Source organism: Brevundimonas poindexterae, assembly GCF_020524625.1.
GTDB classification, from domain to species: domain Bacteria; phylum Pseudomonadota; class Alphaproteobacteria; order Caulobacterales; family Caulobacteraceae; genus Brevundimonas; species Brevundimonas poindexterae_A.
The window spans coordinates 118,964-145,674 of record NZ_JAIVLL010000001.1 but is presented as its reverse complement, the minus strand read 5'-3'; the positions used below and the strand labels follow the sequence as shown (position 1 = coordinate 145,674).

At 68.4% G+C, this 26,711-nt stretch carries 29 protein-coding genes; 12 read left to right on the top strand and 17 right to left on the bottom strand.

What is annotated here, in order from left to right; genetic code table 11:
- Nucleotides 1–95: 95 nt before the first annotated feature.
- Nucleotides 96–884, bottom strand: a complete 789-nt coding sequence (locus tag LC068_RS00745; RefSeq protein WP_226633705.1) for a hypothetical protein — start codon at nucleotides 882–884, stop codon at nucleotides 96–98.
- Nucleotides 881–1,645: a class II aldolase/adducin family protein gene (locus LC068_RS00740; protein WP_226633703.1), complete on the bottom strand. Its 765-nt coding sequence runs from the start codon at nucleotides 1,643–1,645 to the stop codon at nucleotides 881–883. The genes LC068_RS00745 and LC068_RS00740 overlap by 4 nt, the downstream gene beginning before the upstream one ends.
- A gap of 178 nt (nucleotides 1,646–1,823) precedes the next feature.
- On the opposite strand from LC068_RS00740, the gene LC068_RS00735 reads away from it, so the two are divergent.
- The 3 genes from LC068_RS00735 to LC068_RS00725 all read left to right on the top strand — a co-directional run bounded on the left by LC068_RS00735 (nucleotide 1,824) and on the right by LC068_RS00725 (nucleotide 4,327).
- Nucleotides 1,824–2,966 (top strand): DUF2336 domain-containing protein, encoded by a 1,143-nt coding sequence (locus LC068_RS00735; RefSeq protein WP_226635404.1) that lies wholly within the window; start codon nucleotides 1,824–1,826, stop codon nucleotides 2,964–2,966.
- A 45-nt stretch (nucleotides 2,967–3,011) separates the two neighbouring features.
- Nucleotides 3,012–3,788: an NAD kinase gene (locus LC068_RS00730; RefSeq protein ID WP_226635402.1), complete on the top strand. Its 777-nt coding sequence runs from the start codon at nucleotides 3,012–3,014 to the stop codon at nucleotides 3,786–3,788.
- Nucleotides 3,789–3,850: 62 nt separating this feature from the next.
- A complete protein-coding gene (locus tag LC068_RS00725; RefSeq protein WP_226633701.1) occupies nucleotides 3,851–4,327 on the top strand; it encodes an Hpt domain-containing protein in 477 nt (158 codons plus the stop codon).
- A gap of 24 nt (nucleotides 4,328–4,351) precedes the next feature.
- Here LC068_RS00725 and LC068_RS00720 read toward each other — a convergent pair whose 3' ends face one another.
- Nucleotides 4,352–5,497 carry a DUF2336 domain-containing protein gene (locus tag LC068_RS00720; protein ID WP_226633699.1) on the bottom strand — a complete coding sequence of 382 codons (1,146 nt, stop codon included), beginning with the start codon at nucleotides 5,495–5,497 and terminating at the stop codon, nucleotides 4,352–4,354.
- Between the two features lie 98 nt (nucleotides 5,498–5,595).
- Entirely contained in the window at nucleotides 5,596–6,378 is a 783-nt protein-coding gene (locus tag LC068_RS00715; protein ID WP_226633697.1) for a transglycosylase SLT domain-containing protein, read from the bottom strand.
- Between the two features lie 148 nt (nucleotides 6,379–6,526).
- On the opposite strand from LC068_RS00715, the gene LC068_RS00710 reads away from it, so the two are divergent.
- Complete coding sequence (locus LC068_RS00710) at nucleotides 6,527–7,261, top strand: TonB family protein (protein ID WP_226633695.1); 735 nt, start codon at nucleotides 6,527–6,529, stop codon at nucleotides 7,259–7,261.
- Between the two features lie 21 nt (nucleotides 7,262–7,282).
- On the opposite strand, the gene LC068_RS00705 is transcribed toward LC068_RS00710, so the two are convergent.
- Both LC068_RS00705 and LC068_RS00700 read right to left on the bottom strand, forming a co-directional pair.
- Entirely contained in the window at nucleotides 7,283–8,251 is a 969-nt protein-coding gene (locus LC068_RS00705) for an NAD(P)/FAD-dependent oxidoreductase (protein ID WP_226633693.1), read from the bottom strand.
- A 48-nt stretch (nucleotides 8,252–8,299) separates the two neighbouring features.
- Nucleotides 8,300–10,147, bottom strand: a complete 1,848-nt coding sequence (locus LC068_RS00700) for a phosphoenolpyruvate carboxykinase (GTP) (protein ID WP_226633691.1) — start codon at nucleotides 10,145–10,147, stop codon at nucleotides 8,300–8,302.
- A 220-nt stretch (nucleotides 10,148–10,367) separates the two neighbouring features.
- Here LC068_RS00700 and LC068_RS00695 point away from each other — a divergent pair, with 220 nt between their 5' ends.
- Nucleotides 10,368–10,994, top strand: coding sequence for a DUF938 domain-containing protein (locus LC068_RS00695; protein ID WP_226633689.1), 627 nt, complete (start codon nucleotides 10,368–10,370; stop codon nucleotides 10,992–10,994).
- 7 nt (nucleotides 10,995–11,001) lie between these two features.
- On the opposite strand, the gene LC068_RS00690 is transcribed toward LC068_RS00695, so the two are convergent.
- Nucleotides 11,002–11,499 carry a type 1 glutamine amidotransferase family protein gene (locus LC068_RS00690; protein WP_209118001.1) on the bottom strand — a complete coding sequence of 166 codons (498 nt, stop codon included), beginning with the start codon at nucleotides 11,497–11,499 and terminating at the stop codon, nucleotides 11,002–11,004.
- Between the two features lie 284 nt (nucleotides 11,500–11,783).
- Between LC068_RS00690 and LC068_RS00685 the strand changes: the two genes are divergently transcribed.
- A complete protein-coding gene (locus tag LC068_RS00685; RefSeq protein ID WP_226633687.1) occupies nucleotides 11,784–12,551 on the top strand; it encodes a pseudouridine synthase in 768 nt (255 codons plus the stop codon).
- 104 nt (nucleotides 12,552–12,655) lie between these two features.
- Nucleotides 12,656–12,976: a CsbD family protein gene (locus LC068_RS00680; protein ID WP_226633685.1), complete on the top strand. Its 321-nt coding sequence runs from the start codon at nucleotides 12,656–12,658 to the stop codon at nucleotides 12,974–12,976.
- Nucleotides 12,977–13,045: 69 nt separating this feature from the next.
- On the opposite strand, the gene clpA is transcribed toward LC068_RS00680, so the two are convergent.
- The 4 genes from clpA to LC068_RS00660 form a co-directional block, all read right to left on the bottom strand.
- Nucleotides 13,046–15,361: an ATP-dependent Clp protease ATP-binding subunit ClpA gene (gene clpA / locus LC068_RS00675; RefSeq protein WP_209118006.1), complete on the bottom strand. Its 2,316-nt coding sequence runs from the start codon at nucleotides 15,359–15,361 to the stop codon at nucleotides 13,046–13,048.
- A gap of 15 nt (nucleotides 15,362–15,376) precedes the next feature.
- Complete coding sequence (gene clpS / locus LC068_RS00670; RefSeq protein WP_209118008.1) at nucleotides 15,377–15,706, bottom strand: ATP-dependent Clp protease adapter ClpS; 330 nt, start codon at nucleotides 15,704–15,706, stop codon at nucleotides 15,377–15,379.
- A 171-nt stretch (nucleotides 15,707–15,877) separates the two neighbouring features.
- Entirely contained in the window at nucleotides 15,878–16,348 is a 471-nt protein-coding gene (locus LC068_RS00665) for a phasin family protein (protein WP_226633683.1), read from the bottom strand.
- Between the two features lie 224 nt (nucleotides 16,349–16,572).
- A complete protein-coding gene (locus tag LC068_RS00660; protein WP_226633681.1) occupies nucleotides 16,573–17,043 on the bottom strand; it encodes a hypothetical protein in 471 nt (156 codons plus the stop codon).
- A gap of 464 nt (nucleotides 17,044–17,507) precedes the next feature.
- Here LC068_RS00660 and LC068_RS00655 point away from each other — a divergent pair, with 464 nt between their 5' ends.
- The 3 genes from LC068_RS00655 (at nucleotide 17,508) to LC068_RS00645 (ending at nucleotide 20,347) form a co-directional block, all read left to right on the top strand.
- The gene (locus LC068_RS00655) at nucleotides 17,508–18,320 is read left to right on the top strand and encodes a hypothetical protein (protein ID WP_226633678.1); all 813 of its coding nucleotides are present in this window, start codon (nucleotides 17,508–17,510) and stop codon (nucleotides 18,318–18,320) included.
- Between the two features lie 168 nt (nucleotides 18,321–18,488).
- Nucleotides 18,489–19,811, top strand: a complete 1,323-nt coding sequence (locus LC068_RS00650) for a D-alanyl-D-alanine carboxypeptidase (RefSeq protein WP_226633676.1) — start codon at nucleotides 18,489–18,491, stop codon at nucleotides 19,809–19,811.
- A gap of 41 nt (nucleotides 19,812–19,852) precedes the next feature.
- Entirely contained in the window at nucleotides 19,853–20,347 is a 495-nt protein-coding gene (locus LC068_RS00645; protein ID WP_226633674.1) for an FKBP-type peptidyl-prolyl cis-trans isomerase, read from the top strand.
- Here LC068_RS00645 and LC068_RS00640 read toward each other — a convergent pair.
- From LC068_RS00640 to LC068_RS00630, 3 genes are all read right to left on the bottom strand, one after another.
- A complete protein-coding gene (locus LC068_RS00640) occupies nucleotides 20,344–20,616 on the bottom strand; it encodes a J domain-containing protein (protein WP_226635472.1) in 273 nt (90 codons plus the stop codon). The two genes, LC068_RS00645 and LC068_RS00640, sit on opposite strands and share 4 nt — an antisense overlap.
- Nucleotides 20,613–21,440 carry a division plane positioning ATPase MipZ gene (locus LC068_RS00635; RefSeq protein WP_226633672.1) on the bottom strand — a complete coding sequence of 276 codons (828 nt, stop codon included), beginning with the start codon at nucleotides 21,438–21,440 and terminating at the stop codon, nucleotides 20,613–20,615. The genes LC068_RS00640 and LC068_RS00635 overlap by 4 nt, the downstream gene beginning before the upstream one ends.
- Before the next feature lie 102 nt (nucleotides 21,441–21,542).
- On the bottom strand, nucleotides 21,543–22,211 hold the full coding sequence (locus LC068_RS00630) for an SPOR domain-containing protein (RefSeq protein WP_226633670.1): 669 nt from the start codon (nucleotides 22,209–22,211) through the stop codon (nucleotides 21,543–21,545).
- 76 nt (nucleotides 22,212–22,287) lie between these two features.
- On the opposite strand from LC068_RS00630, the gene panC reads away from it, so the two are divergent.
- Nucleotides 22,288–23,148 (top strand): pantoate--beta-alanine ligase, encoded by an 861-nt coding sequence (gene panC / locus LC068_RS00625; protein WP_226633667.1) that lies wholly within the window; start codon nucleotides 22,288–22,290, stop codon nucleotides 23,146–23,148.
- 10 nt (nucleotides 23,149–23,158) lie between these two features.
- Here panC and LC068_RS00620 read toward each other — a convergent pair whose 3' ends face one another.
- From LC068_RS00620 to LC068_RS00610, 3 genes are all read right to left on the bottom strand, one after another.
- Nucleotides 23,159–23,908: a chorismate mutase gene (locus tag LC068_RS00620; RefSeq protein WP_226633665.1), complete on the bottom strand. Its 750-nt coding sequence runs from the start codon at nucleotides 23,906–23,908 to the stop codon at nucleotides 23,159–23,161.
- 237 nt (nucleotides 23,909–24,145) lie between these two features.
- Nucleotides 24,146–24,697, bottom strand: a complete 552-nt coding sequence (locus LC068_RS00615; protein ID WP_226633664.1) for a prephenate dehydratase domain-containing protein — start codon at nucleotides 24,695–24,697, stop codon at nucleotides 24,146–24,148.
- Between the two features lie 7 nt (nucleotides 24,698–24,704).
- On the bottom strand, nucleotides 24,705–26,078 hold the full coding sequence (locus LC068_RS00610; protein WP_226633663.1) for a class II 3-deoxy-7-phosphoheptulonate synthase: 1,374 nt from the start codon (nucleotides 26,076–26,078) through the stop codon (nucleotides 24,705–24,707).
- Between the two features lie 252 nt (nucleotides 26,079–26,330).
- Here LC068_RS00610 and rpsF point away from each other — a divergent pair, with 252 nt between their 5' ends.
- Nucleotides 26,331–26,705, top strand: coding sequence for a 30S ribosomal protein S6 (gene rpsF, locus LC068_RS00605; protein WP_226633662.1), 375 nt, complete (start codon nucleotides 26,331–26,333; stop codon nucleotides 26,703–26,705).
- Nucleotides 26,706–26,711: the final 6 nt, after the last annotated feature.

Here is a 26,711-nt window from a genome sequence, read left to right as displayed (position 1 = left end):
GGCTGCGAGCCTGCAATAGCCGTCTGGCAGGCAGACGCAATTCCTCTTTAGGAACGCAGGGAGTTACGGATTCCGTCGCGGAAAGTTTCGCGGGCCTAGAAGCGCCGCCACAGGCCGAAAACCCAGCCCTCCGACTGCGGGGTTTCACGTCCGGTTACAGCCGACCGCCACCCGACCTGCACGCTCCAGTCCCCGAAGTCCCGCACCACGGAGGTTTCCGACGACAGCCAGCGTGGCCCGCCCTCGTCGACCTGACCGCCGTACAGCTGCCCCAGAACCAGCCAGTCCCGCCCGATCCGGCCCCCCAGCGTCAGATCGACGCGGGTCTCGTCCTCCAGCCCGTTCCGGAAGCGCCGCGCCCCCTGCACATCCAGGAAAACGGTCGTCACGCCGAACACGGGCTGATCGGGGGTGACCGAACGTCCGCCCGACAGTCGCACCTCCCAATCCGCCGTGCCTTCGCCCGGCAGGGCATAGCCTGCATTGCGGCCCTCACCCCCGTCCGCATAGCTGACCTGCAGGGCGACGGCGTGGGCGTCGTCGCGATACAGCTGCCAGGCCAGACCGACCTCGAGCGGCCCGCGCCCCTCATAGTCGACGAAGGCGTCCGACCCGCTCTGCCAGTCCGTCTTCAGGACCAGCGTCAGCCGGTCGGTCAGCCCGTACTCCGCGAACAGGCCGAGGCTCCGGTCCCGGCGCGCCACCATCAGCGGCACCCGGTTGCCGTCGGGGTCAAATCCGTTCGTCGCGCGCATCGCCTCATATTTGAGGATCAGCTGGCCCTTGCCGCGCTTCTTTGTCCAGCCGCCGGCGTCAACAGGGGTCGCGATCGCGGCCGCCGTCGCGAGGGCCAGACCGATTGCCAGCCCCCGCGCGGGTGTCACGCGTCGTAGCCCGGCGATTTGCGATCCAGCATCCGCAGGGCCCCCGGCCAGGCCAGGGCCGAGATGAAACCGATGCCCTTGCCCTGCTCCTTCGTTTCGGCCTGGGCCGCATCGGGCGCGATCAGCACCTTGTCAGGGCCCGCCGACAGGGCCGCGATTTGCTGGGCGCAGGCCCGCTCCAGGAAGAACATCCCGACCCAGGCCGCCGCCGCCGTCTGACCGACTGCCAGCGTGCCATGATTGCGCAGCAGCATCAGCGGCTTGTCGCCCAGATCTGCGACCAGACGTTCGCGCTCGTCGTGGTTCAGCGCCAGCCCCTCATAGCCGTGATAGGCCACCTGGTGCTGCAACAGGCAGGCGTTCTGGCTGACCGGCAACAGGCCGTGCTGCTGCGCCGCCACGCCGACCCCCGCCACCGTGTGCAGGTGGATCACGAACAGGGCATCCTCGCGGGCGGCATGCACTGCCGAGTGGATGGTGAAGCCGGCCGGATTGATGAAGTTCGTCGTCTCCTGAACGATGTTCCCGTCCAGATCGACCTTCACCAGCGACGAGGCGGTGATCTCCTCGAAATAATAGCCATAGGGGTTGATCAGGAAGTGGTGCTCCGGTCCCGGCACCCGGGCCGAGATGTGGGTGAAGATCATGTCGTCCCACCCGTGCAGGGCCACCAGCCGGTACAGGGCGGCCAGCTCGACCCGCACCTGCCATTCGGCTTCGGACACGCGGGACTTCAGCGACGCAGAGGCTCCATCGGCCATCTTCACACTCCTCGGTTGCGATGGGAAACTCGCGCTACACGAGCCTGCGGTCAAGCCGCACCCCTCCACGGCCACGCTCGGCAAGATGTGGTTAACCCTGTCTTCACCGAGTTTACCGATAGTGCGGTTAACGTCTGACGGCGCGCGCCCCGGACACCCATCGGAGTTGTCGATCGTGATGGCAGCCGCCCAGCAAGACCCCGCCCTGTCCTCGCCCTCCGGCGCGGATGCGAGCGCCCTGCTGACCCTCGCCCACAGCCGCACGCATCAGGATCGCCAGCGCCTCCTGCTGGGCGTCATGGCGCTCTGCGACCAGCATCCCGACGCCGCCAGCCAGGAACTTTCGCCGGTCCTGACCGACATCTTCCTGACCCTCGCGCGTCAGGCCGAGCACGACATCCGCCGCGCTTTGTCCGAGCGCCTGGCCAGGGCCAGCTGGGCCCCGCCGGCCCTGATCAACATCCTCGCCCTCGACGAGATCGAGATCGCTCGCCCCCTGATCGCCAGCAGCCCGATCCTGAAGGACGAGGACCTGCTCGCCATCCTCGTCAAGGCCAGCCTGGAGCACCAGATCGAGGTCGCCCGCCGCCCCAACCTCAGCGCCCGCGTCGCCGACGCCATCCTGGATCAGGCCCACCCCGCCCCCCTGACCGCGCTCGCCGGCAATGCCACGGCCGAGATCAGCGCCGAGGGCCTGCGCCGGCTGGTCGAGCACTCGCGCCGGCTGGCCGCCCTGCGCGCGCCGCTGACCCGCCACCCGCGCATGAACGAAACCCTCGCCCGCCAGATGTACGCCTGGGTCGGGGCGGCGCTCCGGGAATCGATGGGCGAGCGCTTCGCCATCGCCGACCTGCGGCTCGACGAGGCCGTGGATCAGTCCGTCGACAAGGCCTTTACGTCGCTCGGCTACGGCACTGTCACGCCTCCACTCGTCGATGACGACCGCGACGAGATGGATCGCCGACTGGTCACCAAGCTTCAGGCCGCCGGCCAGCTGCGCCCGGGCTATCTGATCCGCGCGGTCCGTGAAAAGAAGATGGGTCTGTTCCGCCACGCCCTGTCGGTGCTGGGCGGCTTCTCCATGACCCAGGTCAAGGCCTGCCTGACCCACACCACACCCGAGCCCCTCTATTACGCCTGTGCGGCCGTCGGGATCGACCGGGCCGTCTTCCCGCCCCTGCTGTACGAAATCCGCCAGATCAACGGCGGACCTCCGGGCGAGGCCGGTCAGGCCGTCTGGCAGCGCGGGGCCATCTCGCCCCAGTCCGCGCAGCGCGCGTTCCTCGCCCTGATCGGCGACGGCGAAACTCCGGTTCGCTGACGCACTTCGTTTGACAAGTCGCGACCCCCGGTCTCACCTGTGGCGGTGACTCCTCCTCCTGCTCCCCGGCTGGCATTTGCCGCCAGCGAACGTCCCGAGGCCCAGGCGGCCCTCGTGCGCCTCCGCGACCGCTATGCCCATGTGCCGGCGGCCGAGGCGGACGTGATCGTGGCCCTTGGCGGCGACGGCTTCATGCTGGAGACCCTGCACGCCAATCTGTCGCGCGGCACGCCCGTGTACGGCATGAACCGCGGCTCGGTGGGCTTCCTCATGAACGACTATGACGAAGACGACCTGCTCCGCCGCCTCGCCGCTGCCAACCGGACGGTCATCCATCCGCTGCAGATGGACGCCTGGAGCGAGAGCGGCGCCACCCACAGCGGCCTGGCCATCAACGAAGTCTCCCTGCTGCGGCAAACCCGCCAGAGCGCCAAGCTCCGCATCCGGGTCGATGATCGCGTGCGCATGGAGGAGCTGACCTGCGACGGCTGCCTGATCGCCACGCCGGCCGGCTCGACCGCCTACAACCTCTCGGCCCACGGCCCGATCATCCCGCTGGAATCCCGCATTCTGGCCCTGACACCCATCAGCGCCTTTCGCCCACGCCGCTGGCGGGGCGCCCTGCTGCCGCACGAGGCCCGCGTCAGCTTCGAGGTGCTTGAGGCCGACAAGCGCCCGGTCAGCGCCACGGCCGACAGTTTCGAGGTCCGCCGCGTCCGCCGCGTGGACGTCTGCGAACGGCGCGATATCGACCTCACCATGATGTTCGACCCCGGCCGCTCGTTCGAGGAACGGGTCCTGTCCGAACAGTTCACCGGCTGACAGTCACGGCTTCTTAAGACCCCCTCCGCATGATCTCGCCCAGGTTTATGCAGGAGTAGCCGATGAGCGGTCCGGCCCAGGTCATTCGTCCCCCGAACACCCTTCGCCTGAAGGTGGGTGGCGGATTCGGCGGTATTGATGCTGCGGCAATCGCCAAGGCCGAAGAGGCCCTGCAGGCCATGTCCGCCCAATTCAGCCAGTGGCTGCAGGACGAGATCGTGAAGCTCGAGGCCGCCCAGACCGCCATCCGCGAACAGGGCTACACCCCCGAGACGGCCGAAGGCCTCTATTTCCGCGCCCACGACCTCAAGGGTCTCGGCACCACCTACCAATATCCGCTGGTCACCCGGCTTGCAGGGTCGCTGTGCAAGCTCATGGATGCTCCGGAAAAGCGTATGAGCGCCCCGGTCGTCCTGATCGACGCCCATATTGACGCCATCCGCGCCGCGGTCCGCGACAAGATCCAGACCGACGATCATCCGGTCGGCCAGATGCTGGCGGAAACGCTCGAAGCCCGCGTGGCCGAGCACAACGGCTAGGCCCCACTCTTCCTGTCGGACGGATCAGGCCGCGTTTGCGGCCTTTTCCATGTCTTCCGACAGCGGCGACCGGTCCAGACGCTCCATCAGATAGGCCAGATCCTCGCGCGGCACATTCGGGCGCTGCGTCAGGAACCGCTCCAGCATGCGCTGTCGGAAGGTCTCGGTGCTGAAGTCCGCGCCCTCGGCCTGCAGGGCCCGCCAGGTGTCGATGCCCGACCGGAACGCCTGGAACAGCCGCGGCGGCAGGCCCGCCCGGTCATAGATGGCCTTCAGCCCCAAGGGCCCCGCATCATGCACCATCAGCCAGGTGCGCGAATGCGGCGTCTGCGACAGCTCGGCCAGACCATGCTCGACGAAGGTCACCTGCCCCCGGGCCAGCGCCCGCAGCAGCAGCGACGGGGTCAGCGCCTTCCGCCCATTCAGCCGCGACACGAAGGTTGCCATGTCAGTGGTGCTGGCGGCCTGGTCGACCAGATCCAGAGTCGCCCGCTCGCGCGCGTGCGCCGACAGCCGGATGGCCGCCTCGGGCGCGATGGCATGGCGCGTCATGAGATGCTCGCGCACCGTCTCCGACACATGGGCGACCAGTCGCTCGGTAATATCGGGCGGCAGCACCTGCCGGTAGGACAGCGCCGTCACCACCTCGGGCGCTTCGGCGAACCGGTCCAGGACGACGGACATGGCCCCTTCGGCCAGATCGGCATTGTCATTGGCCGCCAGGGTGCGCACGGCCTCGCGGCTGCCGGTCTCGGCCAGCACCTGACACACATCGCGTCCCACGGTCGGCCGCGCCGCCACGGCCACTTGTCGCGCGGACGAGCCAGCCTTGACGATCTCGATCAGATCCTCGTCCGAAAAGGCCGGGCAAAAGCCGATGATGGGCAGGGCCACACTATCGACATCTGCGGCCAGACGGCGCGCCACGTCGCGCGGGATCAGGTCCGAGGATTTCAGCGTCACCGCCAGCGCGCGCCGCACCAGCTCGGCGGCGTCATGGGCCAGCACGCGCAGGATCTTCTCGGCCGCCTCGCGGTCCTCGGGGGTCAGCTCGACCCGATCCATATTCCGGCACAGCTTGTGGGCCGCGGCCGCGCGTTCGTCCTCATCGGTCGATTTCACCAGCCGGCGGATATCAAACTCGGTCAGGCGTGCGCGAAAGGCCGTCATCTTGGACTCAGCTGTTTCAGATCAACCGGTGTGCCCCGATTCCCGGTTCGAAGCATGCGCGTGACAGGCTTAACGCACAGTTTACCACGCGGACTGGATCAGGCGTCGGCAATGCCCACGAACGCCCGGCGGAACCCGGCGTCTGCCTGATCCCCGTCCTGTCCCAGCAGCAGCGCCAACAGGCCCTGGTCCTGCCGCATCCGGTCCATCTGGTCCGCCAGCGCCCTGTCCTTGGGCGACAGGGGGTCGGGCATGGCTCCGCCCGCCGCTGGCGCGCCCTGCCCGGCCTTGCTCGACAGGTTGGCATAGACCTCACCAACGGTCGCCGGGCGCCCGTCGCGATAAAAGATCGGCCGGTTGGCGGCGGCGGCCTGCGGGAACAAGGCTGCGGCGCTCGCCCCCGGCTGGGTGTTCACCGCCTCGACCAGACGCGCGGCTCCGGCCGGCCCCAGAAAGTGCGCCGCATACAGGTCGCCGGCTGTCGGTTCCCGCCCGATCCGCCCGCGGAGATAGGCCGCGTTCGAGGCCGTCAGCTCGCCCGCCATGGCCGAAGCCGCGACAGGGTCATAACGCAGGTCCAGCACCACATTGCGCGCCGCCCCGTCGACCCGCCAGCGCCCGTCCTGCCCGCGATAGATCAGGTCCGCATACTGGCCATAGCCGTGCCGCCCGCCGTACTGCTTGAGCGTCGACAGCCAGGTCTGCTCGATGAACTGGAACAGGCCCGCCGCCGACGACGTCCGGGCCTTGGCACCCGGGTTCATGGCGCTCTCGCGCTGGGCCGTCTTCAGCAGAAAGTCGAAGTCCACACCCGTGGAGGCAGAGGCGCGCCGGATGGCCGCCTCGACACCGCCCTGGGAGGGAATCGCACCGATGGTCATGGTGCGAAGGCTGACCAGTCATGGTTAATTGAATCTTAACCGCCGTAACCGTGATCGCCGCACAACGGTTTCGCCTCAAACTTGCCGCAAGGTCAGCGCCCACTCGCCTCAGGGTGTGCTGTGGGGACGGCATAAGGGAGAGACGACCATGATGATGACGCACGCCGGTGGCCCCAGCCTGATCAGTCCCCTGGAATACGGCAACACCCGCAAAAAGCTGTCGCCGGCGACGCTCGTCGCCCTCGGCGTGGTGGTGGCCGCCCACGTCGGTGCAGGGGTGGCCCTCTACTATCAGCGGATCGAGATGGCCTACACGCCCACCGCCGAGCCGAAGGACACCATCGTCATGGAGTTCTACACGCCGCCGCCGCCGAAGACCGAGCCCACGCCCGAGCCCCCGGCGCCCAATCCGCCGATCCACAATCCGGTCGCGCCGGAGCGGGCGACCGAACCGCTGATCGCCGTCATCCCGGACGTCCCGACCCAGACGACCGGCCCGGCCATCACCCTGACCAAGCCGATCGAGAACCCGACGCCCGGCGGCACCGGGACCACGCCGGTCGAGACCGTGCCCGCCGGACCGCCCGTCATCACCCAGCCCGACTGGGTCCGCAGACCCAGCGGCGAGGCCCTGATGCGCGCCTATCCGGACCGGGCCATCACCGCCGGGGTTACCGGCTCGGCCACGCTTAGCTGCACGGTGCGGGTCAACGGCACCCTGACCGACTGTCAGGTGGTCAGTGAAACGCCCGGCGGCTACGGCTTCGGTCGCGCCGCCACCCGTCTGTCGCGTGACTTCCGCATGAGCCCGCGCACGGTGGACGGCCAGCCCGTCGGCGGCGCCCGCGTCAATGTAGGCATCCGCTTCACCCTGCCGGAATAAGGGCGATCCGGGATCGGGGCGTCAGCCCTTCGGGTGCGCCTCGATCCCCTCGACCGTCCGCGCGGCGACCGTCGGCGCCATCAGCCAGCCGTTCCGCCTCGGCGCCAGCGCCAGATGCAGTCCCGGCAGCACCGCCCCCGTCAGCGGCAGGCCGTCGGCGGTCGCGCCGCGCACGCCGGTCCGCCATTCCATCGGTCCCAGCTCGTCCAGCCCCAGCGCCCGCCGGGCCCGCGCCAGCAGGCCGTCCTGCAGGGCTGCGGCATCTCCGGCCAGACCGCCGACCTCCATCGTCGCCCCGATCACCGTGCCCTCGCCCATCGGCACCAGATAGCCGCCCGTGAAGCGCGCGGGCCGTTCGACCAGCGCCCGGGGTGTGAACGCCAGCCTGCCCCCGATCGCCGAGACCGCCCCCACAGCCCGCGCCGCTGCTTCGGGCAGAGCCGGAAAGGTCGTGCCGGTCGCCAGCACCCCTTGCCGGGCGGACAGCGCCTTCCCGTCCTCCAGCGTCACGCGCCAGCCCCCGTCGACGGCCACAACCGCCTTGGCCCGGACGGCAATACGCTCCAGGCCCTGTCCCAGCGCCGCCAAGGCCCGCGCCGGATCGACCCGCCAGTCTTCGGGACAGAACACGCCCGCTGCCGTGCGCCCGGCTGCAAAGCCCAGCGCGTCCAGCCGGGCCGCCACCCCGTCCGGATCCTCGCCGATCCAGTCCACCCCGTCCCGGATCAGCTCAATGCCGTGCCGCTCGGCGAACCCCGGCCACAGGTCCCGCGCCTGCCGCAACAGGGCGGCGCGCCCCGCCGGATCGGCGTCCCATGGGTCCAGCAGGCTCTCCATCGCCGGTGCGATCATGCCGGCCGCGACCGAGGAGGCGTTGGCCCCGCCGGGGTCGACCACCCGGACGTCCCGACCGCGCGCGCGCAGCTCTGCGGCCACGCCCAGGCCGAGGGCGCCCGCGCCCAGCACCACAATGTCACAGGAAAAGGTCACGCCCGGTGCATCGACCGGACGTGACCCGAAATCAAGTCGTCGCCTGACCTATTCGGCGGCCAGCGAGGCGCTTCGCGCGTCCGCCAGACGGGCTTCCAGCGCCTTCAGCTGGTCCCACAGCGCCTGCGGCATGCGATCGTCGAAGGTCTCGAAGAAGGCCGGAATGCGCGACGCCTCCTCGGTCCAGACCTCGGCGTCGACGTCCAGCAGGGTCTCAAGGTCGGTCTCGGTCAGGTCCAGCCCGTCCAGATCCAGCGACTCGCGCGTCGGCACCCGGCCGACCGGCGTCTCGACCGCCCCGGCCTCGCCGTCCAGCCGTTCCGAGATCCACTTCAGGACCCGCGCATTGTCGCCAAAGCCCGGCCAGACGAACTTTCCGTCCGGGCCCTTGCGGAACCAGTTGACGAAGTAGAAGCGCGGCAGCTTGGCCGGGTCGCTCTTCTTGCCCATGGCCAGCCAGTGGGCGAAGTAGTCGCCCATGTTGTAGCCGCAGAACGGCAGCATGGCGAACGGGTCGCGGCGCAGTTCGCCGACCTTGTTCTCGGCCGCCGCCGTGCCTTCCGACGCCACGGTCGAACCCAGGAACACCCCGTGGTCCCAGTCGAACGCTTCGGTCACCAGCGGCACGGCCGAGGCCCGGCGTCCCCCGAACAGGATGGCGTCGATCGGCACGCCCTTCGGGTCTTCCCACTCGGGCGCGATGGTCGGGCACTGGGCAGCAGGGGCCGCAAAGCGCGCGTTCGGGTGCGCCGCCGGCTCGCCCGAGGCCGGATCGTGCGGCTGCCCCTTCCAGTTGGTCAGGCCCTCGGGGGCCTCCTTGGTCAGGCCCTCCCACCACACATCATTGTCCGCCGTCAGCGCCACATTGGTGAAGACGGTGTTGGTCGCCAGCGTCTCGAGCGCATTCCGGTTGGTGTTGCGGCTGGTGCCCGGCGCCACGCCGAAGAAGCCCGCTTCCGGGTTCACGGCATACAGGCGCCCGTCGTCGCCGAAGCGCATCCAGGCGATGTCGTCGCCGACCGTCTCGGCCTTCCAGCCCGGGATCGACGGTTGAAGCATGGCCAGGTTGGTCTTGCCGCAGGCGGAGGGGAAGGCCGCGGCCACATATTTCACCCGGCCCTTCGGATCGGTCAGCTTGAGGATCAGCATGTGCTCGGCCAGCCAGCCCTCATCGCGGGCCATGACCGAGGCGATGCGCAGCGCGTAGCATTTCTTGCCCAGCAGGGCGTTGCCGCCATAGCCCGAGCCATAGGACCAGATCTCCCGCGTTTCGGGGAAATGCACGATCCATTTGTCGTCATTGCAGGGCCACGGCACATCGGCCTGGCCGTCCGCCAGCGGCGCGCCCAGGGTGTGGACGGCCGGCACGAACATCCCGTCGTCGCCCAGCGCGTCCAGCGCATCCTTGCCCATGCGGGTCATGATGCCCATCGACACGGCCACATAGCCGCTGTCGGTGATCTCGACGCCCAGCGCGCTGATCTCCGAGCCCAGCGGCCCCATGCAGAAAGGCACGACATACATCGTCCGGCCCGCCATACAGCCGTCGAATAGCCCGTTCAGCCGGTCGCGCATCTCGGCCGGGTCGGCCCAGTTGTTGGTCGGGCCGGCATCCTTCGGATCGGCGGGGCAGATGAAGGTGCGGCTCTCGACGCGCGCCACATCGCGCGGATCCGACGCGGCATAATAGCTGCCCGGACGCTTGACCGGGTCCAGCTGGCGCAGCGTGCCCTTGTCGATCAGGTCGGCGACGATCGCGGCCTTCTCGGCCTCCGAGCCGTCGCACCAGTGCACACGGTCCGGCTTCGTCAGCCGGGCGATCTCCTCAACCCAGGCCACCAGTCGGGCGTGGCGGGTCGGTGCAGGGTGCAAACCGGGAATGGAGGATTGGGCCATGAAACGCGCTCCTGAACGTCGTCCGGGAGCGTCGATCTTCGCCGACATACCCCCCATAGAGCGCAACGATCACGCTCTGTTACACGCTCAAAACACCCTCGCGGACCCGAGGTCAACTGCTGCAACTTTTCACCGGCCGCGACATGCAATACCCCTGAAACCGGCAGCCAAAGCGGCTGTAACCGGTTACTCGGGGGAGAAAACGGATGGAGAATCTTTTTTGAGTGAGCGCCAAACGGCACACGATACGGCCCTGCTTACGCCCGCTGGCGAACGAAACCTGCCGCACATCCTCGATTTCCTGAAGCCCCACCTGCCCGCGTCCGGACGCCTGGTCGAGGTCGCGACCGGCACCGGCGGCCACGGCCTCGGGATCGCGCGCGCCCACCCGGGCCTTGAGGTCTTGCCGACCGATATCGATGCCTCTGCCGTCGAGGCCCTCCGGGTCTGGCAGTCCTCGGGCGGCCCCGACAATCTGAAGCCTGCGAAACGGCTCGACGCGGCGGATGCAGCGACCTGGCCCGAAGGCCGGTTCGACGCCATCGTCTGCATCAATATGATCCACATCAGCCCGTGGTCAGCGACCGTCGGGCTCATGCGGATGGCGGGCGAGCGACTGGCCCGTCCCGGCGGCCTGCTGATGCTGTATGGCCCCTATGTCGAGGCGGACGTCGAGACCGCGCCCAGCAATCTCGCCTTCCACGAAAGCCTGAGGGCGCGCGACCCCGCTTGGGGTCTGCGCGCCCTCGAAGACGTCGTGATGGAGGCCAGGGCCAACGGGCTCAGGCTGACGCGGCGCGCCGCCCTGCCGGCCAACAACCTCGGCCTCCTCTTCCGTACGGTCTGAACGCCCCTCAGCCGATCCGGGCAGTCGCCGCCGACAGGGCATCCCGGTCGGCCAGCATGGTCACGACGTCGCCATCCGTCACCACGGCCGGCGCATCCACATAGTCGGACGGGTTGGCGCCCGCCGCGCGGGTCGCATGGACCACGCCCTCGCCAAAGGCGATGACCGGCACGCCCTGGCTCTTGGCCATGTCGATCAGTTCGCGCACGGCCTTGTCCCCGGCTTCATCCGAATAGCCGCCGGGCACCACCAGTGCCTTCAGATCCCCGCTCTCCAGATCCTTGCCCTTGGCCGTCGGCAGCACGGTGACGCCATTGACGTGCAGGCTGGCCTCGCCGGTCGAAATCGGCGCGATCGACAGGCCACCGGCCTGGATCATCGGCTCGACATCGCCGAGCGGGCCGAAATTCATGTCGCGGCGCATGGCCAGACCAATGCGCGCGCGCGTCGGAACGCGCTGGAAACGATTGCGGTTGGGGGATTTCTTGGCGGCTTGAGGTTTCAAAACGAGTCCTTCTGTTATGGCCACGCCCGAGCGGCAGCGATCCCGAGATATTCAGGGAGCGGCGCCTTACATCGATAAAAACGACCATGACCCGTGATCTGTCATCACGGGGCGCGAGGCGTGCGCGGTTCGGTTGGTAGGGGCCTGATATAGGAAGCCGTTACTCAAAGTCAACGCGAGCACTCCACACATTGCTTTGAAACCCGCGTGATTTCCTCAATCGCTCCGGGGGTTGGCGGCCCATGCGCCCTTGCTCTAAGGCAGGCGCTTCAAGAGGGATGCTCATGGCCTGGACAGGGCAATATTCCGGCGAAGAGCCGGTCCGCGTGAACAAATGGCTGGCCCAGTCCGGGGTCTGCTCGCGGCGCGAAGCCGAGGGTCTGATCGCGGGCGGTCTGGTGCAGATCGACGGCGAGGTCGTCACCGACGCCGGCCGCAAGATCCTGCCCGGCCAGACCCTGGTCCTGTCCGACGACGCCACCCGCCGCCTCGACTCGGCCATGACGGTCCTGCTGAACAAGCCCATGGGCTATGTCTCGGGTCAGCCCGAGCCCGGCAAGATTCCGGCCGCCCGCCTGCTGACGGCCACGGCCCAGCTGGGCGACGGCCCCCTGCCGTCCTCGCGCGACAGCCTGCCGCCGGTCGGCCGCCTCGACGAGGACTCCCGCGGGCTGCTGATCCTGTCGACCGACGGCGTGGTGGCCAAGGCCGTCATCGGCCCCGACGCCGACCTGCCCAAGACCTACCAGGTCTGGGTGCGCGGCACCCTCACCGACTCCAAGATCGCCCGCCTGCGCTTCGGCCTGTCGCTGGACGGCCGGGCCCTCAAGCGCGCCGAGGTCGAACAGCTGGGGCCGCTGTGCCTGCGGTTCGTCCTGCGCGAGGGGCGCAACCGCCAGATCCGCCGGATGTGTGAAATGCTGGACCTGCGCGTCATGGACCTGTGGCGCACCCATATCGGTCCTCTCAGCCTCGAGGACCTGCCCGAGGGCCGCTGGCGTCACCTGACCCCCGCCGAACGCACCGCCCTGATCAGCGGCGCGGGCCGTTAGGCGACCTTCCCCACGTGCGCCCGTGTCGCAGGGCACCGGCGGAACCGCCCTCTCCCGCATGCGCTTCAGGAGGACCTTTCCCCAGACGCAGCAGGAGACTCTGCATGACCGACCAGCCCGTTATCGACCCCCGTATCGAAGGCACCCGCGAGAAGACGGTGGGGCGGGCGCGCGCCGCGCTCGGTCGCCTGACCGGCAATCGTCGCCAGCAGGTCCAGGGGCATCTGACCGAATACAAGGGCAAGGCCCGTGACGCCTATGGCCGCGTCATCGACGGCCTCGACGGCCTGGTCGCCAAGGCCCCCGCCGACTATCAGGACAGCGCCCGCAAGGGGCTCGACTTCGCGCGCCGCAAGCCGCTGCTGACGACCGGCATCGTCGCCGGTCTGGCGGTACTGCTGGGTGCGCTCGGCCGTCGCCGCTAAACGCCTCCCCCGACAGACGAAGGGCCCGGAGATCGCTCTCCGGGCCCTTTTTCCTGAGCGATTTAGCCCTCAGTCGGCGTTGGCATCCTCGTCCGCCTTGGCGGCCTGTTTCGCGGCCGTCTCGGTGCCCGAGATGTCAAAGACGATCTTGCCGTCCTTGAGCGCCACCTTGACGTGGCCGCCCTTGGTCAGGCGGCCGAACAGGATGTCCTCGGCCAGCGGCTTCTTGATGTGCTCCTGGATCACCCGGCCCAGCGGGCGAGCGCCGTACAGCTCGTCAAAGCCGTTCTTCGCCAGCCAGTCGGTGGCCTCGTCCGTCAGCTCCAGGGTGATGTTGCGATCCCCCAGCTGGGCTTCCAGCTGCAGGATGAACTTGGTCACCACCTGACGGATGGTGTCTGCGTCCAGCGCCTTGAAGGTGATGATCGCATCCAGCCGGTTGCGGAACTCGGGCGTGAACAGGCGCTGGATGGCCTTTTCGTCCTCACCCTCGACCTTGCCCCGGCCAAAGCCGATCGCCGCCCGGGCATTGTCGGCAGCCCCGGCATTGGTGGTCATGATCAGCACCACATTGCGGAAGTCGACCTTCTTGCCCAGCGCATCCGTCAGCATGCCGTTGTCCATGACCTGCAGCAGGATGTTGTAGACGTCGGGGTGGGCCTTCTCGATCTCGTCCAGCAGCACCACGGCGTGCGGGTTCTGATCGACGGCATCGCTCAGCAGCCCGCCCTGGTCGTGTCCGACATAGCCCGGGGGTGCCCCGATCAGACGGCTGACGGTGTGGCGCTCCATATATTCCGACATGTCGAAGCGCAGCATCTCGATGCCGAGCGTCGCAGCCAGTTGCTTGGCCACCTCGGTCTTGCCGACGCCCGTCGGGCCGCTGAACAGGAAGCTGCCGATCGGCTTGTTCGCCTCGCGCAGCCCGGCCCGTGCCAGCTTCATCGCCGAAGACACCTGCTCGATGGCCTGTTCCTGGCCATAGACCACCCGCTCCAGATCGCCCTTCAGCTCCTTCAGGCTCTCGGTGTCGGACTTGGAGACCGACTTCGGCGGAATGCGCGCCATCCGGGCGATGACGGCCTCGACCTCCTTCTGGCCGATGGTCTTCTTGCGGCGCGATTCCGGCAGCAGCATCTGGCTGGCCCCGGCCTCGTCGATCACATCGATCGCCTTGTCGGGCAGTTTCCGGTCCGACATGTAGCGCGAGGACAGCTCCACCGCCGTGCGGATGGCCGCATCAGTGTAGCGCACCTTGTGATGCGTCTCGTAGTACGACTTCAGCCCGCGCAGGATCTTGACCGTGTCCTCGACCGTGGGCTCGTGCACATCGATCTTCTGGAAGCGCCGCGCCAGGGCCCGGTCCTTCTCGAAATGCTGGCGGTATTCCTTGTAGGTGGTCGAGCCCATGCAGCGCAGCGTACCTGACGCCAGCGCCGGCTTCAGCAGGTTCGAGGCATCCATGGCGCCGCCCGAGGTCGCGCCGGCCCCGATCACCGTGTGGATCTCGTCGATGAACAGGATGGCGTTGTCGTGGGTCTCGAGTTCCTTGACGACCTGCTTCAGCCGCTCCTCGAAGTCCCCGCGATAGCGCGTCCCTGCCAGCAGCGAGCCCATATCCAGCGAGAAGATGGTGGCGTCGGCCAGCACATCCGGCACCTCGCCGTTCACGATCTTGCGGGCCAGGCCCTCGGCGATGGCGGTCTTGCCGACGCCCGGATCACCCACCAGCAGCGGGTTGTTCTTGGTCCGGCGGCACAGGATCTGGATCGAGCGCTCGACCTCGCTCTGGCGGCCGATCAGCGGATCGACCTTGCCCTGGCGCGACTTCTCGTTGAGGTCCACGCAATAGGCTTCCAGCGCCTCATTGCCGGACTTAGCCGCCGCCGCATCCTCGGCCTCTTCCGGAGAGGTGGCCTTGGCCGGCCGCGTCTCGGAAGCGCCGGGCCGCTTGGCGATCCCGTGCGCGATATAGTTGACCGCGTCATAGCGGGTCATGTCCTGCTCCTGCAGGAAGTACGCCGCGTGGCTCTCGCGCTCGCTGAAGATGGCGACCAGCACATTGGCGCCGGACACCTCTTCGCGGCCCGAGGACTGCACATGGATGACCGCGCGCTGGATCACGCGCTGGAAGCCGGCGGTCGGCTTGGCGTCGTCACCGTCGGGGGTGGTCAGGGCCGCCAGATCGTTGTCGACATAGAGCGTCAGCGCCACCTTGAGCGCCGCCAGATCGACGTTGCACGCGCTCATCACGACCGAGGCGTCCGGGTCGTCGATCAGCGCCAGCAGCAGGTGCTCGAGGGTCGCATACTCGTGACGGCGCTCATTGGCATAGGCCACCGCGCGGTGCAGCGTCTCTTCGAGAGGACGGGAAAATGAAGGCATGGGCGAAGGCTCCTCTCAGTCCTTTTCCATCGTACATTGCAGGGGGTGCTGGTGCCTGCGGGCGGTCTCCACGACCTGGGCGACCTTGGTCTCGGCCACCTCATAGGTATAGACGCCACACACCCCCATGCCGGTCTGGTGCACCAGCAGCATGATGCGAGTCGCGTCCTCGCGGCTTTTTCCGAAGAACCGCTCCAGCACATAGACGACGAATTCCATCGGCGTGTAGTCGTCGTTGAGGATCAGCACCCGGTACAGCGAAGGCTTCTTCAGCTGCGGGCGGGTCTCGGTAACGACGGCGGATCCGGGCAGTCCACCAGTTTCATCAGGCCGGGATTTGGGCATTCGACGTCCGGTTCGGGGAAGAACTGATCATGTAGGTCATCATGTCCCGAATTGAAGCGGCGTCCAGTCACACCTCCTTGTGAAAGCTCACGGTCCTCGCTCCGGCACAAACGAAAACAGGCCCCGGCGTTTCCACCGGGGCCCGTTCCTGTTCCGTCAGGAAGCTCGGGGTTAGCGAGCGGCCTGGAACTTCTCGACCGAGGCGGTGACGCGCTCGTTGATCGGCTTGAAGCTGTCCTTGACCGAGGCGGTCATGACTTCAGCGGCCTTGTTCATTTCGGCCACGTACAGCTCGATGGCCGACTTGGTGAAGCTGGTTTGCAGTTCGATCATTTCCTGGACCGAACGGGCCTGGGCCAGCGACTGGGCGGCGGCCATGCCGTCTTCCCACGACTTGCGCGAATAGGCGGCGGCCTGCTTGGTCAGGGCCTCGGTGCCCTTCTGGGCAGCGGCGGCCGACTCGACCACGGCGTCGAGGTTCTTCTTGGCGTGGACGCTCAGCTCGCTCATCGAGGCCAGCGACTTGTCCATGCCTTCGCGGACGGCTTGCGCACCGGCGGCCTGGATCTTCTCAGCCTGGGCCTGGGCCTTGGCGGTGGCGTTTTCGACGGTCTTCTTGGTGGTCTCGGCAGTATCGGCCATGAGTCACTCTCCTGGTTCGGGTGGCGGCATCACGCGCCGCTCTGATGATCCACCCCATGACACTCCGGGGCGTTGATGAACCATATGGTGCAAGTGCGAAGAGAGTTCAAGTGAATTTTGTGCAACGCACAATTTTGGTCAGAGTTGTTCCCGAACTCGCGTTCAAAAAGCCGGAGCCAGCCCGTGAGCCTCAAACCTTGTGCTCAGGAGGCTTCGTAGCAATCTCATAGCCCCAGAGCCTCTAGGTTTCGGAACCGGCCCAAACCCAGGGTATCAAACTCGTCGACCTGAGGGGATGCCATTACGCCGAGCTGTCGGAGAGCCGTGTTGATAGGATCCTCTCGCTTGGCTGGCCCCCTGCGTATCGGTGTGGCTGCCCGGAATGTTACGGCGCCATCTGCAAACACCGCCGCTGCCTGAGCCCCCGTACCGCCAACATAATCGGTTTCGACGTAGCCGATCATCAGCCCATCAACAGCTCTGAGAATCGCCGCCTCGAGCCCGACTGACAGATACATAAACCCGTCGAGGCGCTCCCCCGGCACAAGCCGGGTCAGTTGGTCGATCTGCTCGTACCCTAACGGAACGATCTGCAGTTCGGACCCCAAGGTTGTAGGGCTCGGTGTGTCCGCAACGGTCAAAACCCGAGCGACCGCCTGCTGGGAGCCGATAAGCGCTACTATGTGATGTGCCATATCTTCACAGCCCTTCGACGAAACCATTCTTCTAGCCAAGACTGTTGCCAGAAACACCCGCGTTTGGCCTGGTTCCTTCGACCTATGCGGACCCTTGGCCCCCGTGCCTTCACCGTGTCCGCTGTGATGAACCCCTTCACCGCCCCCACCTCGCCCTTCTCCCCTTGCGGGAGAAGGTGGGCCGCGTGAGCGGCTCGGATGAGGGGTCGCGCCGCGCTCGAACGCTCATCGTTGCGGAGGATGCAGGCTCTCCGGCAACCGGCCGAGAGACCCCTCATCCGCCCCCTTCTCAGGGGGCACCTTCTCCCGCAAGGGGAGAAGGAATGCTGAGCCGAGCCCCTCGGCCCTCGTGGCCACGCCCCAATTCCCCCATCCTTTCAACGTCCCCACGGCATCCCGAACAGACTTCCTCGCCTTGCCTCACCGCCCCCGCACTCTGGTCGGTTGAAGACAGGGAGGACGCCATGAACCACCACGACCCCAACCACACCGATCAGGGCTACTGGCCCCGCGACTGGCCGGGGCACGATCCCGACTATGATCCCGACCGCGCCGCGATCGACGACGAATGCGCCGGCATCTTCACCGAGCGCGAGCCCCGCGCACGCTCGGGCTATCACCGCGTATCGGACGACACCTGGGCCCGGGCCCGGGCCGACTATCTGGCGGGTGAGTCCGCCCCGGTCGTCTGCGACCGCTACGGCATGCGCCTGTCCACCCTGCGCAACCGGGCCGCCGCCGAGGGCTGGCGCCGACAGGACCAGCCCGAACCCGACCCCGTCGATCTGGAGCTTGAGCGGGAACAGGGCCTTCCCGATCCCGCCGACATGGCCGCCCATGCCCTGATCCGCCTCAACCGCGCGATCCTCAGGGGCCACGCGACCGAGGCCGGCCGATGGATGCGCCTGCACGTCCGCCTGCTCGAGCTCGCCCGCCGCCCCGCGCCCCGTCCGGCAAAGCCCGCCCCCGATCCCGTCGCCGAGGCCATCGAAGCCGACCTCGCCGCCCTGGAAGCAAAGCTGCGCCAACTCGACCAGTTGCAGGGGGAGGCCGCGGGAGGCGCAGACGCGGCAATCCTCCCCCCTCGGGGGAGGGGGACCGCGGTGCGTAGCGCCGGGGTGGTGGGGGCAGTGCCACCCTTCGGCGTCGATGCCGCCGAGGTCAGCCCCCTCCCCCATCCTTCGGATGGTCCCCCTCCCCCAATGGGGGAGGATTTGCCCGCACCGCTTTCAGACCATTCAGACCATTCAGACGGTATTTTCCGACCCGATAGCTGACACTCGCCACTCGCCACTCACGGCGTTCACAACTCCGTTCACCGGCTCTTAACCCCGATGAAACCCTCGATCTTCATGATAGGGTAAGACCATTCCGCCTGTGCGGCCTGCCGATCGGCACGGGGTCGCGTGTACGCTTTTGTTTGATTCAGAAGGCAGAACAACTCGATGCCCCTCATTCTCCGGCGTGCCGTCGCCCTGCTTCTGTCCCTCTCGCTGCTGGCCGTCGGCCCCCTGCCCGCCTTCTCGCACCAGGCCCAGGCGCAGGAAAATCTGCGCTACGCCGCCATTGTGGTCGATGCCGCGACCGGCGAGGTCATGTTCGCCCGCCACGCCGACAGCCGCCGCTATCCGGCCTCCATCACCAAGGTCATGACCCTCTATCTGGTGTTCGAGGCCATCACCGAGGGCCGGATCCAGCTCGACGACGTCATCCGCGTCTCGCCGCGCGCCGCCTCCCAGCCGCCGTCCAAACTGGGCCTGCCCGCCGGCCAGACAATCACTGTCGCCGACGCCATCCAGGCCACGGCGCTCCGCTCGGCCAATGACATGGCCGTCGCCCTCGCCGAACACGTCGCCGGGTCCGAGGCCCGCTTCGCCGGTATGATGACGCTCAAGGCCGAACAGCTGGGCATGACCGACAGCCGTTTCGTCAACGCCAACGGCCTGCCGGACAGCCGCCAGATCACCACGGCCCGCGACATCACCGTCCTGGCCCGCGCCGTCATGCGCGACTACCCCCAGTACTACCGCTTTTTCGGTGTCTCGAACTGGACCTATCAGGGCCGCGAATACCGCAACACCAACGGCCTGCTCCGCTCGGGCCACGGCTATGACGGCATCAAGACCGGCTACACCAATGCCTCGGGCTATAATCTGGCCGCCTCGGCGGTTCGCAACGGCCGCCGCCTGATCACCGTCGTGCTCGGGGGCCGCAGCAGCGCCACCCGCAATGCCCACGTCGAGGAGCTGATGGATACCGGCTTCGAAATCGCCGACAAGCGCGCCCATGGCGAGCGGATCGAGGTCGCCCAGCTCTATTTCGAGCAAAAGGGCTACGGCATCGGCCCGGCGACGCCGCCCGGCCCGCCGCCCGTCGTCTATGCCTCGGCGACGCCCGCGCCGCCGGCGCCGCTGGCCCAGGCCATGGGCGACCGCGACCCCGATGTGGTCCTGACCTCCGGCCCCGCCACCCTCCCCTCCAGCACGACCGCGCGTCTCAACAGCGACACGCCCGCCCGCCGTGCGGCCCCCTCCCCGTCATGGGGTGTCCAGGTCGGCGCCTTCCGCGACCGGACCGTGGCCGCTGACTGGCTGACCGAGGTCAACCGCCGCTTCCGCTCCACCTTCCGCGGCAGTGGTCAGTCGGTGGAGGAGGCGCAGGGCTGGTACCGGTCGCGCTTCACCGGCTTCACCGAGGAGCAGGCCCGCGCGGCCTGCGAGACCCTCTCGGCCCGCAATGTCACCTGTATGGTCGTGCGGCCGAACTGATCCGGCTTGCCTCCCCGGAAAGGCCTGATAGCGTCCCCCGCATGAAGCTGCACCATACCCCCCTGCCCGCCCTCGCGGCCCTGACCCTCTCGGCCTGCGCCACGGCCACGCCGGTTGCCGACGTCGTGCCCAGCCAGGCGGGCTGGGAAGCGGGTCAGGTCGCCTATCTCGCGTGGAATGGTGACCGGCGCGGCTGGACTACCACGGACAGCGGCCTGCAGTATCGCCGCGTCGGCCGCGCCCACCGCGACGCGCGCCAGCCGGCCGCCACCGACACTGTCCGCGTCCACTACCGCGGCACCTTTATCGACGGGCGCGAGTTCGACAGCTCGTATTCCCGCAACGAGCCGGCCGAGTTCCCGCTGAACCGGGTGATCAAGGGCTGGACCGAGGGCGTGGCCCTGATGCGCGTCGGCGAGACCTACGACTTCGTCATCCCGGCCGACCTCGCCTATGGCAATCGCTGGGTCGGCGGCGACGAGATCCCGCCCAACTCGGTCCTGCTGTTCCGCGTCGAGCTGCTCGACGTCCTCTAGCGCGCGTCGAGCAGGCTGTCCCGGGCGGCATTCAGCTGGGCCGCCAGCCCCTCGGTTCCGCCCTGATCGGGGTGGGCCCGCGCCATCAGCCGCCGCCAGGCGTCGTTGATTTCCCGGGCGCTGGCGCCCTCGCCGACGCCCAGCAGGGCCCGGGCCTCGGCCAGGGGCATGGCGCCCCTGCGGGCCCGCTTCTCGGCGTCGGCGCGGCGGCCCAGCTGGACCAGGGCCCAGAAGGCCACCCCCACCGCGAGGACCGCCAGCAGCATCATTCCGTGACGTCGAAGGCCGCCTCGGCCCCCTCCAGTCCCAGCGCCATCATCAGGGAGCGCATCTCCTGCCGCGCTGCCACATGGGCCAGCGACACCGCCACCGGCCGGATCTCGTTGGACAGGTCCGCCACCGTCAGCCCGAAGGGGAACAGCTCCCGGTAGATCACCCGGTCCCGGAGGCCCGGCCCGATGCGGAAGCCGATCCGCTTGGCCAGCTTCTTCATCCGGTCGGTCAGCCGCTGCCGGTTCCGCGCCGCCGCCACCGCCAGGCGGTTGGTCACGACCACCCAGTCGATCGGCGTCCCGCCCGCGATCGCCCGGTTCTTGCGGGCTTCCCACACGCTCTCCGAGTAGATCGAGGGCCGGATCAGGTCCAGCGTGACCGGGTCCACCTGCCCCAGCAGGTCGAAGTCCACGAAGCTGTCGTTCATCGGCGTGACGATCTGGTCCGCCAGCCCGTGCGCCCTGCGCGACAGGGGGGTGTCTCCGCCCGGGGTGTCGATCAGCACGACGTCGGCCATCTGGCGGGCCTCGGCGAAGGCGGCCTCGAAGCGGGCCAGCTGCTCCTCCTCGGGCGCGCGCGCCAAGGCCTTGCCGTCGCCCAGGTCCGGCTCGACCGGCAGGGGCAGCTTCTGTCCATTGGCCACCATCCACGCCCGGCGATTGTCAAAGAAGCGCGCCATGGACCGCTGGCGCAGGTCCAGGTCCAGCAGCGCCACGCTCCGCCCCGAGTACAGCAGGCCCACGGCGATATGGATGGCCAGGGTGGACTTGCCCGCCCCGCCCTTCTCATTGCCGACCACGATGACTTTTGGCTGCTTCATGCACTCGATCCCGTCCCGCGACTCATGCGGGGCCCGGGGCAAAATCGGGGGCAGACCCGTCCGGGTCAACGCCTCTTTGGCCGCAGGGTCCGGGAAGCGGCCCTAAGTGCCCCTCTGGCACCACGGATCGCGGATGCGCGCGGCGGCACAGACCGCGGCGGCGCCGGAGGCCGGAACAGGGACCTTCAGGCGTACCAGCTGGCGTCCGTCGACGGTCACCGGCTCGTAGCGGGGGGTCATGTCGCCCAGCACCTCGGGAGCGGCAGCGCGGATGCGGGCCCAGGCCGTGCGGGCCGAGGCCTCGCTGCCGAACGCGCCCAGCTGGACCAGCGACCCATCCTCGCGCGGCCGCGCAGCGGGTCGGGTCGAGACCGGGCGCACCCGCAGCTCCGGCACGGCATCGGCGACGCGCGTCTCGACGGCATCCACTGCGGCCTCGGCGATCGCCGGCGCAGCCGCCTGCACCAGGCCTTCCATGGCGCCGTCGCGGGCCTCCCAGAGGTCGTGCGGATCCATCACCTCGACGCGAACAGCACCGGGGCGCCCCTCGCGCAAGCCCATCTCGGCGGCCTTGCGGGGTGTTTCCAGCGGGGTCTTGCCGGGTCGGTCGAGGCTGACGGGGATGGCGGCGACACGCTCGGCCATCTGTTCGAACCGGTGAGGGTCATGCTCGACCCAGCCACACCCCGACAGGGTCAGGGCCCCTCCGAGGATCAGGGCCATACCCACGCGGCGCTTCTGCACTGGACGGGACACTTCTGCGGACGTCATAAGGCGACCCTACCCGGAGCGCATTTCAGCCCGGTTCACGAACACCCTTAAGTAGATAGGTTAACGGGGTCTGATCATGCCCACAGCCGCTTCCCTCCTCGCCCGTGCCCACACGCCCGCGGACGTCCGCGCGGCGGTGGCCGGATGGCGCGCGGCGGGCGAGGCCGTCGCCTTCGTGCCGACCATGGGCGCCTTGCATGAGGGCCATCTGCGCCTCGTCGAGCAGGCCCGCATGGAGGCCCGGCGCGTGGTCACCAGCGTGTTCGTCAACCCGACCCAGTTCGCCGCGCACGAGGACCTGGACACCTATCCGCGCACGCTGGAGCGCGATGCCGGGCTGCTGGCCGGGGCCGGGTGTGACCTGCTCTATGCCCCGACCGCATCAACCATGTATCCGGAGGGCTTTGCCACCCGGATCGCCATGGACGGCCCGGCCCTCGGGCTGGAGACCGACCATCGCCCGCACTTCTTCGGCGGGGTCTGCATCGTCGTGGCCAAGCTGCTCAACCAGGTCCAGGCCGACGTCGCCCTGTTCGGCGAGAAGGACTACCAGCAACTGCGGGTCATTACCCGGCTGGCGGCGGACCTCGACATCCCCACGCGCATCCTCGGGGTGCCGACCGAGCGGGACGGGCACGGCCTCGCCCTGTCGTCGCGGAATGCGTACCTCAGCGACGAGGAGCTGGCGATCGCCCGCCGCCTCAATGGCCGGCTGGCCGACGCCGCCGCCCGCGTTCGGGAAGGCGCCCCGATCGCCACGGTCGAACAAGACGCCGCTGCGGCCCTGGTCGCGGACGGCTTTACCAGCGTGGACTATGTCGCCGTGCGCGACGCCGACACTCTGGCACCGGTCGACGGAGCCACGGGCGCGCCCCTGCGCATCCTGGCGGCCGCATGGCTGGGGCGCACCCGGTTGATCGACAATATGGCGGTCTGAGCCGCCGCCGTCAGGCGATGGCGCCCACGCAGCCCTCGGGGCCACCGGGCACGACCGCCGCCGAGGTCAGCGACAGGCTCCAGCCATGGTGGGTGTCCAGCCCGCGTCGCCCTGCGCCCGAGCCATCGCCCGCGTCACCGCCCGCGGTGACCAGTACCCGGTCCCCGCGCGGCAGGGCGCCGGGATCGATCCGCCCGACCGCCAGAGCTGTCGGCACGCCCTTGCCGAAGCCCTCGAAGACGCTGAGGGTCGACCATTCACGGCGCAGGCCCATCCACCACGGGTCGCCCGCATTGATGGCCAGGACCGCCACGCCCTTGCCCTCGGCCGCGAAGGCCAGGGCGGCCTGGGGATCGCGCTCGGACTTCAGCTCCGCGGCGCGCCCGAAGCGCAGGCGGGCCGCGTCGAAGGCACGCGCGGGCTCGACCGGGGCCCAGACCCGCACGGCCAGCTGGCCCTGACGCGCCAGACCATGGCCCACGATCTCGCGCCACAGGGCCTCGACGGCCTCCTGCGTGTCGGGACGTGCGCCCTGCAGCACATGGGCCAGCACGGCCTGCTCCCGGTCGGGACGCAGCTTCACAAAGCCGCCGGTCGGGGCGTCCTTGGCCTTGCCGACGCGGTCCGCGAGCGCCAGGCGCTTCTGGAACAGCGACACCATCTCGGCGTCGATCTCGTCGATCTCGTGCCGCAGGGCAGCCAGCGTCATGCGTTCAAGGTCGGCGGTCGGATCGGGGGATTTCACAAGGGTCAGGGGCATCTTCAGAACTTTCGAGGGGGAGGATCGGGGGGGCCGAAGTCCGCCGCTCCGAGGGGAGCGGTCGCCGGTGAGAGGTCAGGAACAGGGTCCGGACGCCTCAGCCGGCGTATCGAAAGCCGTAGAAATAGAAGCCGTAGGCATAGGGGGCCGACGCCGCGAAAGCGCGGGCGTCAAAAGCGGCAGTCAGGGCGCGCTTGGTGGCCATGGGTCGGTGATGCCCGCAGAAATCGTGCGCCGTCAAGCGCCCTTCCGGCCCAGCAGGACAAATCGCGTCCGATTATCGGCCGAATCCTGCATGTCGTTGCGCAAAATCGACAATCCGTAGATCTCGGCCGCCCCGGTGGGCGCCAGCGCCCCGCGGCTGGTGTCTCCTGCCTCGGCCACGGCGCGGGCGGCCCCGGCGGTGTCATAGGCCTCGACGGCCTTGAGCCCCAGGTCCGCCAAAGTTCCCGTGCATTGGCCCAGTGCGGCCGGATGGCTTTCAGCCGTGCGGATGTCCGACAGACGCGCCCCCTCGGGCGCCATAAGGGCCAGGCGGATGGGCCGCCAGACTTCCGCCAGGACCTCGAGCCCGGACGCGGCGACCAGATCGCTGGCGGGCTGAACCGTGCCGATCCGGCTGTTCTCGACGGGGATCAGGGCGCAGTCGCAATCGCCTTGCCGGACCGCATCGATGGCCTGGGCGAAGGTCTCGTGGCCGACCGGTTCATCCCACGGCCGCAGCACGGCGCAGGCCTCATGGCTGAAGGACCCCGGTGCCCCCTGATAGGCGACGCGTCCCCGGGCCATGATGACCTCAGGCCGCAGCAGATCGGGACTGGCGTCCCGACGTCAGGCGTTCCGCCACCAGGAAGGCCAGCTCCAGCGCCTGGTCGGCGTTGAGGCGCGGATCGCAATGGGTGTGATAGCGACTGCTCAGGTCGTCCTCGGTCAGCATCTGGGCGCCGCCCAGGCATTCTGTGACGTTCTGGCCCGTCATCTCCAGATGGACGCCGCCGGGATGCACGCCCTCGGCCTCGGCCACATCGATGAAGGTGCGCACCTCGCTCAGGATCCGCTCGAACGGGCGGGTCTTGTAGCCGTTTCCGGCCTTGAGGGTGTTGCCGTGCATCGGATCGATCGACCAGATGACCCGGCGGCCTGCGGCCTTCACCTCGCGCATCAGTTTCGGAAGGCGCTCGCCGACCTTGTCCGCGCCGAACCGGCCGATCAGCGTCATGCGCCCGGGGATGTTCTCCGGGTTCAGGATATCCAGCAGGGCCAGCAGGTCGTGGGGCTCCATCGTCGGCCCGCACTTCAGGCCGATCGGATTCCGGATGCCGCGGGCGAATTCGATGTGGGCGCCGTCCGGCTGGCGGGTGCGCTCGCCGATCCAGACCATATGGGCCGAGGTGTCGAACCATTCCCCGGTGGCCCCATCCAGCCGCGTCAGCGCACTCTCTAGGTTCAGCAGCAGGGCCTCATGGCTGGTGAAGACCTCAACCCGGGACAGGTCGGGATGGCTTTCGGGCGTCACGCCAACCGCTTCCATGAAGGCCAAGGCCTCACCGATCTTGTCGGCCAGCTCGCGGTAGCGCGCGCCATAGGTGTTGTCGGCCGCGAACCCCAGGGTCCAGCGATGAATGTTGTACAGATCGGCATAGCCGCCGCCTGCGAAGGCGCGCAGCAGGTTCAGCGTCGAGGCCGACTGGTGATAGGCCTTCAGCAGGCGCTGGGGGTCGGGCACGCGCTCGGCGGGCGTAAAGCCCATGCCGTTGATGATGTCACCGCGGTAGCTGGGCAGCTCCACGCCATCGATGGCCTCGACAGAGGAGGAACGCGGCTTGGCAAACTGGCCGGCGATCCGGCCCACCTTCACAACGGGCTTGCGGCCGGCGAAGGTCAGGACGACCGCCATCTGCAGGATCAGGCGGAAGGTGTCGCGGATGTTGTCGGTCGAGAACTCCTTGAAGCTCTCGGCGCAGTCGCCGCCCTGGAGCAGGAAGGCCCGCCCCGCCTCGACATCCGCCAGCCGGTCGGTCAGGCGACGCGCCTCTCCGGCGAAGACGAGCGGCGGCAGGGCCCGCAGTTCATCCTCGACGGCCGCCAGCGCACCGGCGTCCGGATAGTCCGTCGGCATCTGCACGACGGGTTTCTCTCTCCAGCTATCAGGGGTCCAGCGGCGGGTCATACCGCCAAGATAGGGCGTTGAAGCTTCCCGAACAATAAACGGTTGAAGCCATTCGGTCGCAGGATAGAGAGGGGTGACCGCGCGCGCTTGCCGTGCGGGCGGAAATCCCCTATACGCCGCCGCTTTCCAGGGCCTCGGTCCCGGTGCGGAATGTCAAAGGGTCCGGGAATGCCTTCCGGCCGCCGCTTCGGGAACCATCGTGGAGCCGACTTACCCGGTCACTCCATGCCGAGCCCCACAAGGGAGATGACGATGGCTCTATACGAGCACACGGTCATGTCGCGCCAGGATATCAGCGCGCAACAGGCCGAAGCCCTCAACGAAACGATCAAGGGTCTTGTCGAGCAAGGCGGCGGTGCCGTTGCCAAGATCGAGTACTGGGGCCTGCGTAACCTGACCTACCGGGTCAAGAAGAACCGCAAGGCGCACTATTCGCTGCTCGCCATCGACGCCCCGGCGGCCGCCATGGCCGAGGTCGAGCGTCAGCTGTCGATCAATGAAGACGTGCTGCGCTGGCTGACCGTCCGCGTCGAGGAACTCGACCTGGAACTGTCGCCCCTGCTGGCCCGTCGCGAGCGCGAGCGTGAACGCTCGTCGCGCGACGATTCCTCCAACGCCTCGGAATAAGGACCG